Origin of the sequence: Echinicola shivajiensis (assembly GCF_018642165.1) — a bacterium.
In the GTDB taxonomy this organism is placed as follows: Bacteria; Bacteroidota; Bacteroidia; order Cytophagales; family Cyclobacteriaceae; genus Echinicola; species Echinicola shivajiensis.
On record NZ_JAHHZM010000001.1, the window covers coordinates 190,567 to 204,776 of the forward strand.

Consider the following 14,210-nt stretch of genomic DNA (forward strand, 5'->3'; position numbering starts at 1 on the left):
TCAATCTTCAAGATTATACAACCATTCCTGGGCAGCCTCCTTCCAATTATGGATGGGGATTCCTCCTTCAGTATGCCATCCAATAGCTTGGTAATAATAATAAAAAACCTCTGCCTCGGCGACGGGAACGGCCATTGCTGAAAAGAAGGTCTTGATTTCATCAAGTTGGGGCGGTACGATATGCCCAAAGCTGAACTGGGATTGAAAAGTAGTCATGATATTTTCCTTTTTGGTTCATGACCAAATTGAAAAACCATTGAAACAAAAATTCACCAGTTAAACCTGAGTGGGGTGAAATCCCACTCGAAACACCTATAGCCAGTTAAAAAAATATCAAAAAGGATCCTAAAAGCTGTAAAAAACAGCCTTTCTAAATAATTAACCGGTCCAATAATTATTATTACGATTCTTAAAGCTCCGGCTGACGATCAACCATCCCAAACCACTTAGCTCACAACCACCCAAATCAGGTTTTAATGTTCTTTAAAAACTCCATTTAAATTACTCAAAAGCAAACCCTTTAGCCCCCTCTTAATGATTCCTCCTGGCAATTAAAATCCTTTCTGAATTTATTGATGACCACACCTCCCCATTCACTCCTATTGAATGCCACTTTATAACGGAATGGGAAAGGAGTCAAGGGTGCTGACGACAGGAAGCATTCAGCCTGCCCTTGACGCTTTTTCTTTCCGGAATACCTTTGCAGAAAGATGGAGTGATTGCTAAAAATATAGCATCGTGTTCCCCATATTTTTTATCCCCTTACAAAGGACTATTAATAATTTATGTTTAATGTTTTCATAAATTTATTAAACAAATAGATTGTGGTAAAAAGGTCAAATTTTCCTATTAAGTCCTAATTTCCCTTCTCATAAAGCAATAGTAAGAAAGGGCAAAACACAGTACAGTCGCTGCAATCAGTCCGCTCAACTGTGGCCACACAATCATCAAACTCTCCCTGAGTGGAAGTGGTGAGGGGATTGCCCCTGCCATCTGTTCCATGGTGATTGGTCCTAAACTCATTTTATTACTTCAACACCAAACTGAATACTGGGATAAAGCGCTGCGGAGCGCAATTGGAGTTCTCTGATATGCTGGCTGAGGCTCACAATGGAATCATTTGTCATCAGGAGTGTGTGCCTATCGAATTCATAATTTGTAATTACCAGTATATCGGTCATCATCTTTCATCTGCCAAAAGATATGTTATGACCCTTTTGAAGGTCAGCATTGTTTCTTTGATTTCTTCAAAAATAAACTTAGTAGTTTGTCTGATCAGGGCTCTTGCAGCTCCAAATCTGATAGGTTTTTGATAATTCTGGAGATATTGTAAGCCTTTTTTTCAACACCACATTTCCCTTTATACATCCGGTAGTGATTTTCCAGCATTTACTGTCCCATTTAATGTCCCTAATAATGCTGAAGCAATTTTAAATCAGTGCAAGAATGAATTCAACAGAAACAATTACTGTATCTAAATTTCAACTCCGGAAATAACAGCCCAATCAAAGTCAAATTGGAAACCTTCCAGAGTTGAAATCTCAGACCATCACAAAACTTGTTTCTCTCTTTCTTGTTTTATCTGAATTAGTCAGATATTGTGAATTAAATTACCTACCCTCAGAAATTACTATAGCTGATAAAAATAACTCGCAAGGTTATTTCATTTAATCAATGCCTTCTTTTTTCAATAACTCAACTCCTAGAACCTCAGTGTTGTCCCCATAAGAAGGGATCACTTTAAGTTCCTTTCCGTCAACTTTAACGTTATGAATTTTCGTTTTATCAGTATCCTTAATAATCACCTGATGATGATCAGAAAGTGAGGTTATGCTCCCTCCTTCAAGTTTTAAGTTCTTAACATCGTCAAAAACATATGAAGGTCTAAAATCATCATTACGCACGCTCAACCTCACATCTTTCATAGATAATCCATTTACATGTCGGACATAAAAGCCCCAGGCGGGGAGTTCCCCGAACATGTGAAACTCAGGGTATTCTGCAGCATTTTCAGGGATATCATCCAGCCTCCATAAGTCCATATGAGAGTAGCCTTTGTTAGCTCTCCCTGGATAAGAAATGTTGATGTTTTCTAAGCTTACATTCTCCACATCTTGTTCAGGAAGGCCCGTAATAGATGCTGGAAACGGATTATGAAAAAATGGTAATTCTGGTCCCCGAAATGAGTAGTTAAGATCGGGGGTTTCAAATGGAATATGCACATAGAGGTTTTTGATAGAGATGTTTCTGATTTCGCTAATTTCACCATCTACGTTCCTTTGTCCAAGCTTAATAAATATGGCATTTCCAGTATTGCTGGCGAATATATTATTGGCTGTTATGTTTTCGATTGTACCACCGTCTACAGCTTCAAATGCCAATGCAGACCTGAAGGTATCATAAATCGTGATGTCTTCAATAGTCACATTTTTGAACCCACCATTAGAACGTGTGCCAAATTTAATGGCACTGGCACTTGATCGAATAGTGTTATTGCTGATATAAACCTGGTCACAGTAAGAATTGGGATCATTTGACTTCAGGCAAATTCCATCATCAGCGGAGTTAATATAAGAATTTGTAATACGCACGTTTTTACAATCTTCAATATCAATACCATCATTATTCCAGAATACATCGCTATCTACATGTACTCGATCAATTTCAAGAGGTTCGCACTTATCAAAGCGCAGCACCCAACTAGCCGCATTCATAGCCTTTATTCCAAGAATCTTAGCATTTTTGCATCCATTAAATTTTATTAGGTGTGGTCGTCCTCCAGGGCGCATGCGGCGATAATTATATCCCTTATCTATCTTGATTCCACTATGATGTAAACTGTCAATTCCTAGTGCCAGCTCTTGGCCTTGTCCGTCAATCCTTCCCTCACCAGAAATAGTAATATCGTGCTGATTATGTGCAATTATTAAAGCATTGTTACCTTCAATTGTATAATAGTCCTTAATATCAGTACTGCCCAAAAGTACCGCACCCTTTTCCAATGATAATTCAACATTGCTCTTCAAAGTAAGTGTTCCTGAAAGGAATATCCCATTAGGAATTATTACTTTCCCTCCTCCTTCCAGATTTGCCTGATCTATAGCTGCTTGAATGGCTTTAGAATTTAAAGTCACACCATCATTCACTGCACCGAAATCGGTAATCATATAGTCTTTTCCATTAGAAATAGAATAAAAGAACATGAGAGATGTGAAAAGGGCAATTTCTAATATTTTTTTCATTTCATTTTTTCTTAGTAATACAAATTGAAAACCTATTTTGAACTTAAACCCAGGAAGGTTTAAAGACAACACTTCTAAAACTCAATCTTATAATTAGTTACTTCTTTTTTGAAAAAAGGTAATTCAATATCAACATTGTTACCTGCGTTAACCCCCTTGATTATAAGGTCATTTACATCGTGCGCCATAAATAATGGACGTGGATCGGGCTTCAAAGTATTAATTGAAAAATTGTTTATAGATATTCCATTCACATGACGCATAAACAAGCCACATACCGGTAGATTTTGCCATACTGTGGGTTGTGGATACCCCTTAATACTTTCACTTACATTATTTAAGCCTATTAAATAATCTCCATTTTCCAATCCTCCCTGCTGTATAATGTTGATATTATTCAGCCTAACATTTTCAATTTTATGTCCTGGAATCCCTGTAACCGAACAGGCAAAATTCCCACTGTTATAAGCCGTCACATTGCTAATGGTAATATTGCTCATCCTGCCTGTTTTTGGCTCTGGTGCCTCAGGATTATGTTTTCTGTTTCTCCCTCCCAGTCTTACATAAATCGGACATTTAGTACCTTCTATGGTAAGGTTATCCACTGAAATACCTTCCATAATTCCACCGTCAACTATTTCCAATGAGAGGCCGGTTATTCCAATGGCTGAAGGATTTCGGCTTGGATCAGGCTTCTCAGGATGTATGGAAGGTTTTATAATGCAATTGCTGATATTGATATTTCGAAATCCTCCCGTAGATTCGGTCCCCATTTTAATGCCGTTGCAAAAGCTGCTAACAACGCAATTACTAATTACAACATCTTCACATGGAGCAGTTCCAGTACTCTTTAGACATATTGCATCATCTCCAGAATCGAAGATACTGTTGGTAAGCAATACCCTTCTGCTCCCGTCAATATCAATTCCATCATTATTTCGATTGCTATGGTTATAAACTTTAATATTATTCACCAAAACATCTTCGCAATCCAATAAGTGGAAATTCCACATACCTGAATTCCTGAGTGTAATTCCTGTCACTGTAACATCTGAACAACTTATGAATAAAATATTTCGGGGTCTTCCATCTCGATCACCACTTCCTTCCTGACGAGGTAACTGGCCAGCTCCCTGTCCGTCGATTGTTCCAGTACCTGTTATAGCAATGTTTTTTGCTCCAGCAGCATAGAAGATGGAATACCAGCCAATTTCATCTTTTAATGAACGGTATGGCCTAACTTCCTGGCGAGTTAACTGATCGTGGTCTGTGCTTCCCAGGATATATGCCCCGTGTTCCAAATGCAGCTCAATATTATCTTTTAAGATAACAGTTCCACATAAGTATTTTCCTTCCGGAACAACAACTCTGCCTCCTCCTGCTTGATGCGCCTGATCTACGGCTGATTGTATGGCTTTCGTATTCATTGCTATTCCACCTTTGACTGCTCCGAAGTCTGTAATCACATAATCTTTCCCTTCAGAGGTTAAGGAAAAAAATATCAGAGTTATGAAAAGGCTTGTAATTATTATTTTTTTCATGTTATTATTTTCTTTTTTCAGTTCCATTCCATTCATTTTGTTCAATGCTATAAGAGCTATCCTGATTACGTATTTATTCAGGACTTCCCAATTTCATTGATGGCGAGTTTTCTCCACTGATCTCACATATTCTCGAGTTTAATCCAACGCTTGTGCTGCTAGGAATCTGCCCCACTAATCATCACTGTTCAATTCCCTTGTCCATCTTTTTATGACTTGGGCATACTGTCCGCCATGTACAGTGATCCTGATACAGTAATCAGAACGGCTTAAGCAATGTGGCAATATTATGCATATCCCTCTCCTCGAATACTATAATATCTTAAGGTATCGTCTTCTTTTCACTTTATGTTACTACCTATGTAATTTTTGTCAGTGCCCAGGAAGTTCAAACATAGCCTAACAACAAGGCAATCAATAAGAGTTTGAGTTTTTTTATAGAAATTTATTTTAGGTTTATTATTTATCTCAATTTATTCAATTGGACATCCCCGAAATAAGGACAATAAGCTCTTTTTTAAATGGATTTTTTGTTCAAAAACATGGACGAATCACTTTGGGCAAAAAAATCTTCCTTTAGTAGATGAATAAATTACATTATAAATGGCAAAATTGACAAGCAAATAAAGTCCCACTTAACTTCCTTTATTTTAGTGGAATTGAGTCATCTAAAGGAACTTTTTATTTTCCCTTAATCCTACTTCTCTAAAAGCAAGATCATTTAATAGCTGGGTCATTTCGGGAATGATAATGTATCAGGGCAGTCCAGTGGCTAATTTTACGCCCCATGCTTCCCCTTTCTAATTATCGCTAATAAATATCTCAAATTCTGAGATTAAAAAACCTACTAAAAAACATCAAAAAGCTGCGAGTCCCGAGCACCTTTCCCCCGACTTTGGAGGCTGAAAAGATGGTTTTGTATACAAAACTACATCTTGCTGTATCCAGAGGATATTACCTTTTAATCTAAATCAAAAAACTATGGAATCTATCGATAACTTAACTATAAAAACTACATCAGAAACTTAAGTAACATCCAAATATAGATTTATAATAGAGCTATTTACTCTTCAATATTTCGAGGAAAAACATTAATCCATGTATTTTCCTAATCAACAGAATAGCAACTTTTATTAAAACCTCGTTATATGGCAAATACTTTTAACTAAATGGATTACATAAGACATCATTAATTTAATCCTTAGTCTAATATTTCCAAAATTGGTTCGCCACTTGCTCCATTAGGAATTCTTATATTTAACAGCATGGACAATGTAGGTGCTATATCAGTAATCGTACAATACCTAGTGCTACTTCCTGCCCTCACATTCCATCCATAGAATAAAATAGGAACATGGGTATCATATTTATATCCAGTACCGTGGGTGGTTCCTCTAGAAGAGTTGACCAGCCAAGCAGGTTCTAAAATCAATAGCACATCACCTGAGGATTTGTGGTTGAAGCCCATTTGAAGTAAGTGCGCTCTGCCATGGGTGTATTCGTGGCTCATCATGTCAGACGCTGTGTATGCCTCCTTTATGCCGTCAAATCGGAGCATAAAATCAGCTACTTCCCTTTGTACCTTTGTCAATTCAAGTCCATTTTCCTTTATTAATTTTCTATTGAGAAAGACCTGCCCATTCGAGAAATTTAATACCCATTTCCCCTCTCCATAATTCTGATTCATAAAACCCTTCAATTGGGTAATAACAAATTTTGAATTTAAGCTTCCCGCTGGGATTTCTACGCTTTTCATATAATTCACAACATCTGCTACTGCATGGTCGGCAGTCAGAAAAACTAAATACCCATCTTTACCAAATTCCTTGTCAAGGTAATCAAAGAACTTTCCTAGGCCCTTATCTAATCGAAGATAGGTGTCTTCAAGCTCTATTGAAGTTGGTCCAAACCTATGCCCCACATAATCTGTAGAAGAGAAACTAACGGCTAAAAAGTCCGTTTCATCACCTTTTCCAAGGTCCTCGCCTTCAAGGGCAGCATATGCCAGATCCAAGGTAAGGTCATTTCCAAAAGGAGTAGAAGATATTAAGCCAAGACCGCCGTTGTTCTCTTGAAGGTCTTTTAGGTCATACGGAAAGTCTGTGGTTTCCCTTCCAATAAAAGGTGCTTCAAAGTCATTGTCATCCTCAATGCTCTGGGTATATGTTTTGACATTATAAAGTGGTTCCCAGTCCTTTGAAAGGTATTTTTGAGGATAATTTTTCTTATTGAATTTTTGAACCCAGTCAGGAAGCTCTTCGCCATAATAGGTAGAGGTCATAAATTCACCACTTTTACCATCATACCAATAAGCATCTCCTAAATGGCCTGCAGGCAAGGCAGCTCCACGGTCTTTGAGGGCAATGCCTACTACTTTAGAACGGCGATTAGTGGATAAGCGAAGTTCATCTGTAATAGTGGTAGTAAGAAGATTCCTTGGAGAGATCTCTCCCTTTTGTGGCGTTCCGCCTATTCCAGTAACAGTACTGTCGCTTGCACAATATATGCTTTTATCCAGTTCTCTCACATACCAATTATTCGCTATAATCCCATGAGTGACGGGAGTAGTACCTGTATATACTGACGAATGCCCAGGCCCTGTATACGTGGGAATATAATTATAATGAGCATTTTTCATTACAAACCCCTTATCCATCAATCGCTTAAACCCTCCTTCTGTATATCTTTCGTTAAATTTGTGAAGGTACTCATATTTCATTTGGTCAACCACAATCCCTACTACCAACTTTGGTTTTTTCATATTTTGGGCAAACCCAAAATAGATATGACTAAAAAGAATAAATATTACACAAAGTAGTTTTTTCATTTGATTATTAATATTTGCTGGCGCAGTCATTTAGTAAAGGTTTTGTTTTAAAAGTCCTTTGAACATCACCAACCAACAGATTATAACAGCTCTTTTATTTTCTTATATTTCCATCTGAAATCAAAGGAGTTACGGCCTTTGCTGCCCTAATAGGAAAATCAGATTCAAGAATATCTGCTCCATCCTCAATAACTTTTCTATAGGCTATGTTCCGCTCATTTTCTAGATCCAATTTATCATAACTTGAAGCTGCTGATACCATCACCATGACTCCTCTATCATGTAGTTTTTTGTACAACAATTTATTTTCCGGCTTGCTCAGTGGACCAACATATGCCATAACCTGCGACCAGGGGATATCTGCCTCCACATATGCTTCCAATTCTTCGAGATTCCTAATAAATGCTGCAAACATAAAATCTTTATGCCTTTCAAGATAATATTCAGCCTGACTAGGTTTATGTACTGTAACCATCACATGATCAAATGCATTTAATTTTATTATCAAATCCGCTGTCATTTCCATAGGAACATCTTTATGATCAAGATCAACTATAGTCTTGCCTTTGCTCCACTTAATAACTTCCTCTAAAGTAGGCACCTTATATTTTGTTACTTTTCCAGTTACATCTACCAACTTTAGTTTTTTGACTTCCTTCCAAGTATAGTCACTCAGTTTTCCCTTCCCATTTGTAGTTCTATCAATGGTGGCATCATGCATTAATACAATGACACTATCTTTGGTAAGTCTTGGGTCAATTTCAAAAAATGCAGGAGTATAACGAAGTGTATTTTTAAATGCTACAATACTGTTCTCTGGATATCCCTCCTCTTTTCCACCCCTATGGCCACTTATCAAAACTTTCCCGTCTTCTTTATAGCTGAAAAATTCGTGAAGTTCCTTGGCCCCCTTTAATTTAATTTTATGAATTTTTTGAGCATACGCACTCTCTTTTACAAAAACTGAAACAATAAAAACCACAAATAATAATCTAATTAAGCTATTCATTTCTACTTGGTATTTAAGTTGTACTATAAAATGCTGAAGCTTGTTGTTTCCCATAAATATCGGATCATAAAAACATGGATTCTATCAAAGAATAGATTTATCCTCCAATTTTCATAAGCTCAATAGCATCCAATTTCTTAAACCACAATAATTTTAAATCAAACAGGAAACAATGCTATTGCTTTAATTACTAAATGATTCCTCCGAAGTCATTACGACTTCTTCCTCCTCAGGAAGCTGTATAAAATAAGTTATTAAACTACTTATAAAATAGAGCCCAGATAAGATCCATACAATTCCTTCGGAGCCCACAACTCCAATAAATAGTCCTACCAATGCTGGTCCCACAAAAACCGGCAAACCTGCTCCCAAATTAAGGACAGACATTGCGGCACCTTTATCATCTTTTACTAGGGATGGAACCAATGCCGACAGGGGAACATAACCGGCCAATAATGCCCCCCAAAGAACTCCACATCCTAATACTGCCCAAAAGCTACCACCAGACCACTCTGCACTGTAGTAAAAAAGTAACGTAGATATTCCGCATCCAACTCCTCCAAACCACATTACAGTATTTCTCCACCCAAATTTATCTCCAACGAAACCAAAAAACAGGTTAAACGCAATATTAGCAGTAAATACTGTCCCCCATATTTGCAACCATTCTGTGGTACTTATTCCATGTATCCCAAAAAAACTGGGGATAAAAACTGGAAAAGCAAACTGCGCTGTTGTGTTTATTACCCTAACTACCCCTCCCAACAATACCTTGGGATGATCTTTCATAATGGATATTCCCCTATTGAGCTCTTTTAGTTTGCTGGTATTATTTTTTCGTTCCAATCTACCTTTTTGAATAATTATGGCAAAAACTGCTCCTAGTATTACCCAAAAAATAGAACTCCATAAGGTTTCAAGGTATCCCCACTTTTCAATGGCCCAACTTGAATAATATGCTCCCAAAACATTTAATCCCCCCGTAAAAACAAACCAAAACCAACCTACAGCTTTTCCCAGTTGATTTTTAGAGCTTTTATAACTTAGCCAAACCAAAAAAGAATACGCGAATAATGGATACCCAAATCCCCTTAATGCATAAGTAATCAACATCATATTAAAATCAAATGCATGAAGTCCCAAACCTATGAAACCTATGGTTCCCAAAACATAAAACATCAGACCTATAGTCATTGTCCTTTTCATTCCATACATTTCTGTAAGGACACCTGAAAACCACGATGCTAGGGCAATCGTTATTCCATAAACGGTAAATAGAGAAGCAGATTGCTGAATACTCAAGCCTCTTTCCATGAGGTATGGACTCAACCATCCTTGCTCAATCCCATCTCCCATCATAAATATAAGGACTCCCAAATACCCCCAAATAAGCTGTTTGGGAAGACCAATATTATCTATCCATTGATTTTGTTTTTTAATATCTATCATAAATTTTACTCTCTTAAATAGTCTTTATTTTACATTATCCTTTTACAAAAAATCACAATTTGTCAGATCGATTAATTGAAGCTTTTTATTCTGCCAAATAGTTCTTTAAAGTACCAACACTATAACCAGAAGGTGCTTCGTCCTTATTCCATCTAATTTTGTCAGCTTTCCCATCTCCATTAATATCACTGAAATAAAAAAAAGTACTTTCACTTTGAGAGGTTCCACGAAGTGAATACACTGGTCCATCAAAAGTTCCATCACCATTAGCTGGGTATACTTTCACTTTACCTTTATAGATATTTGGTCTCCAAAATATTTTATCTGATTTACCATCCCCAGTAACATCGGCAAAATAAAATCTTGTGGTAGACACTTGGCTGCTCCCAGAAGTGTTACTATTCAAAAAAGTAAAAGTTCCATCACCATTTGACCCATAGACCCGTGTATGTCCAGAGTCATATGTCGGGTTCCAGTAGATTTTATCTGCTTTACCATCGCCGGTAACATCAGCAAAATAGAAAGTTGTATTTGTACTTTGACTAGCACCATTGGTATTAGAATCTAGAAAGGTAAATGTACCGTCCCCATTGGATCGGTATATCTGTGTTTTGCCGGAATCAATGGTGGGATCCCACCGTACCTGGTCAGCCTTACCATCTCCAGTCACATCAGCAAAATAATAACTAGTACTTGTTAAATTACTGGCACCAATTGCATTTGAATTGAGAAAACTGAAGGTTCCATCTCCATTTGACTCATAAATCCTTGTATGGCCGGAATCATAAGTAGGGTTCCAATAAACCTTATCCTCCTTACCATCCCCTGTGATATCAGCAAAATAGAAAAAGGTATTTGAACTTTGACTTGAACCATTGGTATTAGAATCCAAAAAGGTAAAAGATCCGTCCCCATCAGATGCATATACCCTAGTGTGACCTGAATCGAAGGTCGGATTCCAATATATCTTATCTACTTTTCCATCTCCAGTTACATCTGCAAAGTAATATCTTGTATTAGCACTCCCACTAATCCCCTGATCATCAATATTAAGTTCACCATAAATAGCAGGGATAAATTCCCCCATTATAGCCCAATGATCAGAAGGCCAGTCCCCGCTATAACTGGTATCTATCACCTTGGAGCTAATAAAAGCCAAATCTCTTGAACTTAAGATCCAATCTAACTTACTATCTCCAATAGCATCCCATCCATGAAAAGTATTACCGCTTTCATGATGCACACATACCATACTGTTGCTACCAGTGGTATTTTTTAAGATCGAGATTTCAGGAGTCCCGGGCTGAGCATTAAAGTCTCCCATTACAATAACAGGTAGACCATTTGAATTATCTTCAACCACATCTTTAATTAAACTGGCCATCGCTTGTCTTTCCGTAGAAGAAACGGTTGTCCAGTGACTATTACAGATGAAATATGATTGACCCGTAATCGAGTCATTCAAAACAACCCAGGTCCCATTTCTTGTCTCAGTTTGAACAATTTCAAAGCTTCCTTGATCCAGTCTACTAAATCTACTGGATCTATAAAAAATTGCTTTTGGAGTCCCTGTTGAAGTAACAGTATAGATATCATATCCTAAACTATCCATTTTGTCTTCCATCCAAGCTTCAAACCAATTATTGGAAAATTCCTGTAATCCTACAACATCAGGATCATTATCAATAACTGTTTGAAGAATCAAGCCCTTCCTATCATTCAAAGACAAGGGATCATTTGCATTATCATGACGGATGTTAAATGACATGACTTTCAACTCTGACGAAATGCTAAACGAATTTAAGCTAAACGATTCCTCTGACTCAGAAAACTGTAAAGGTTCGAGATCCCCAGGCCCTTGGCAAGCTGACATTATCAGACAAGCTAAGAATATCAACATAGATAAAGCAATGCTAATACTTCCATTCAGAATATTTTTCATAGGTCATATTGGATTTTACAGAAATTATTCATTTACATTTTTCCTGGGTAAAAACTCTGCTGAAATAGCCCAATGGTCTGATGGCCACTGTCCATTTATTTTTTCATTACTCACCCTAAACCCTATTCTTTCAAGATTATCATAAGAATAAAAAATCCAATCTATTTTACTTTTACCTTCATCCTCCCAACCATGAAATGTTGGGGCAAAGGTGGAATCCGCATAAGTAATAGCAGGAACCTTGTGGCTTTCCATTTTAAGCATTTCTCGTGTATGGGGTTTTGCATTGAAATCACCAAAAGCAATTACCGGTAAACCTTGGTGTTTTTGCTCTATTTCCTCCAACACTATACCTGCAGTATTTGCTCTTTCAGTTGAAGAAACCGTAGTCCAATGACTGTTGCAAACAAAGTATTTAAGGTCATTTTCTTGATCATAAAGTATCACCCATGAACCCGACCTGTTTTCCGTAAAATTCATTTGAAAGGTTGCAAAAGACCGTTTTTCAAACCTATCTTCTTTGTAGAAAATAACTTTGGGTGAGCCTTTTGAGGCAGATTCATCCATATAATACTGATAACCTAAATCAAGCATTTTGATTTTCATCCAATCCTCAAACCAGTTATTCGAATATTCCTGTAGTCCTACTATTTCGGGATTTTGTTGTGTAATTTCTTTCAGAATAAGGTCTTTCCTTTCGTGAAGAGAAAGAGGATCCTTATCATCGTCATGCCTAATATTAAAAGACATGACCTTAAATGGAGCATATTCTACCTCTTTATCATCATCCTCTTTTGAATCAGAAGGACGATGTTCCTCTGAGTTGCAGTTTCCAAAAGAAAGGATTATTGCAAGCCCTATAAAAAAAAGTGACACTACACGCTTCATCATATTCTTTGAGTTGGTTTCAACAATTCTTCTATTGGGTATTATTGAGTAAGACATTTGTATTAGTCTATTACTTGGAAAACAGTGACTCCCTCATCCTCTTCGATTTCTGACAGCGTATTTCCATCTTCCTTACAATAACTAAAATACTTGATAGTACTTTTTCTTGATTCAAGCCAGATTTTTTCGGTTGTAACACCACCAAGTTTATTAAATCCGCCGACATCTTGATTGGGCTGGTCAAAGAGATAAGTATTGGATCCTTGACCAAAGAACGGTTGCTCGTTACCTTCACTATCAATATTGCTATATAGATCGCTGTTTTCGGGTATTCGATATCCATAACCATTTTCCTCATCAAATGCCCCACCGATTAAGGTTCCATAAAAAACAGCATCTATGGGAATTGAAGCCTCAGTAACATTAAGTCCTTCAAATACTGCAATACCATCAGCGGTATTGCTACCATCTCCAGACATATTTCCCAAAAGTCCACCGGTGGGATCCCCAAATCCGTCACCGCCATCCGTTTTGTAATCTATTGTTCTAATCCAATTGGCATTACTGATATCTGTGCTATAACCATCATTTCCACTTCCACAGCTTCCATATCCAGAAAGTACTTTGGACATACCCCCTACATAGAAAAAAGAACCCTTTGCAGCCGAGCCTTCCTTAAGATCAAATTTTATGGTAGACATACCTCCTTCTGCCCAACCATTTGGGCCTGCTGCACTGTTGTCACAAATGACAACCGAATATGGGGTTTGGGAAAAATCGATATCCTCGAGTGCCATTAACTGGATATATTCATATCCTCCTTTATGTTCTACAATGATATTCCCTCCATCATAGGATGAAGAGGTCCCTGCAGCAGCACCATCAGAACCACGCGGATCAGAGCAAATACCCGTCACAATAATTGACGCGTTTTGTTTAATTACTTTTGTTATAACTGAAATGGATTCTTCCAAGCTGATATAATCTAACCTAAAGTTCCCGGACATAGGGCTGTCCTCGTTTCCAATAACCGTATAAGAATATTCTCCCTCTGTAAGACCCGTAAATACAACCTTTCCTTCAATATCTGTATTTAGGGTTTCCAGTAGCTTACCAGTATCGTCATAAAGTTCTACAGGAATATTTTCAAGTATAAATCCTTCTTCATCCAAAACCAGAAGGGAGTAGCTGAAGGTTGGTTCGTGGTCTGATTTGTCACTGCTATCACAACCATATAACAAGGGAATAAGAGTTAATATAAAAAAGACTATTTTTTTCATGGGTTTGATTGTTTTTAAATTTTTCGAAATAT

General features: G+C 37.3%; 10 protein-coding genes. All 10 read right to left on the reverse strand.

What is annotated here, in order from left to right:
- The 10 genes from KMW37_RS00820 to KMW37_RS00865 all read right to left on the reverse strand — a co-directional run bounded on the left by KMW37_RS00820 (position 1) and on the right by KMW37_RS00865 (position 14,178).
- Positions 1 to 216: a hypothetical protein gene (locus KMW37_RS00820; RefSeq protein WP_215222709.1), complete on the reverse strand. Its 216-nt coding sequence runs from the start codon at positions 214 to 216 to the stop codon at positions 1 to 3.
- A 633-nt stretch (positions 217 to 849) separates the two neighbouring features.
- Positions 850 to 1,023, reverse strand: coding sequence for a hypothetical protein (locus KMW37_RS00825; RefSeq protein WP_246581275.1), 174 nt, complete (start codon positions 1,021 to 1,023; stop codon positions 850 to 852).
- 644 nt (positions 1,024 to 1,667) lie between these two features.
- Entirely contained in the window at positions 1,668 to 3,242 is a 1,575-nt protein-coding gene (locus KMW37_RS00830; RefSeq protein WP_215222710.1) for a glycoside hydrolase family 28 protein, read from the reverse strand.
- Positions 3,243 to 3,316: 74 nt separating this feature from the next.
- Positions 3,317 to 4,783, reverse strand: a complete 1,467-nt coding sequence (locus KMW37_RS00835; protein WP_215222711.1) for a glycoside hydrolase family 28 protein — start codon at positions 4,781 to 4,783, stop codon at positions 3,317 to 3,319.
- Between the two features lie 1,201 nt (positions 4,784 to 5,984).
- The gene (gene pafA / locus KMW37_RS00840; protein ID WP_215223393.1) at positions 5,985 to 7,610 is read right to left on the reverse strand and encodes an alkaline phosphatase PafA; all 1,626 of its coding nucleotides are present in this window, start codon (positions 7,608 to 7,610) and stop codon (positions 5,985 to 5,987) included.
- A gap of 94 nt (positions 7,611 to 7,704) precedes the next feature.
- On the reverse strand, positions 7,705 to 8,619 hold the full coding sequence (locus tag KMW37_RS00845; RefSeq protein WP_215222712.1) for a glycerophosphodiester phosphodiesterase family protein: 915 nt from the start codon (positions 8,617 to 8,619) through the stop codon (positions 7,705 to 7,707).
- Between the two features lie 183 nt (positions 8,620 to 8,802).
- Positions 8,803 to 10,068 (reverse strand): MFS transporter, encoded by a 1,266-nt coding sequence (locus tag KMW37_RS00850; protein ID WP_215222713.1) that lies wholly within the window; start codon positions 10,066 to 10,068, stop codon positions 8,803 to 8,805.
- Positions 10,069 to 10,153: 85 nt separating this feature from the next.
- Complete coding sequence (locus tag KMW37_RS00855) at positions 10,154 to 12,010, reverse strand: FG-GAP-like repeat-containing protein (protein WP_215222714.1); 1,857 nt, start codon at positions 12,008 to 12,010, stop codon at positions 10,154 to 10,156.
- Positions 12,011 to 12,034: 24 nt separating this feature from the next.
- Positions 12,035 to 12,955, reverse strand: coding sequence for an endonuclease/exonuclease/phosphatase family protein (locus KMW37_RS00860; protein WP_215222715.1), 921 nt, complete (start codon positions 12,953 to 12,955; stop codon positions 12,035 to 12,037).
- A gap of 5 nt (positions 12,956 to 12,960) precedes the next feature.
- Positions 12,961 to 14,178, reverse strand: coding sequence for a hypothetical protein (locus KMW37_RS00865; RefSeq protein ID WP_215222716.1), 1,218 nt, complete (start codon positions 14,176 to 14,178; stop codon positions 12,961 to 12,963).
- Positions 14,179 to 14,210: the final 32 nt, after the last annotated feature.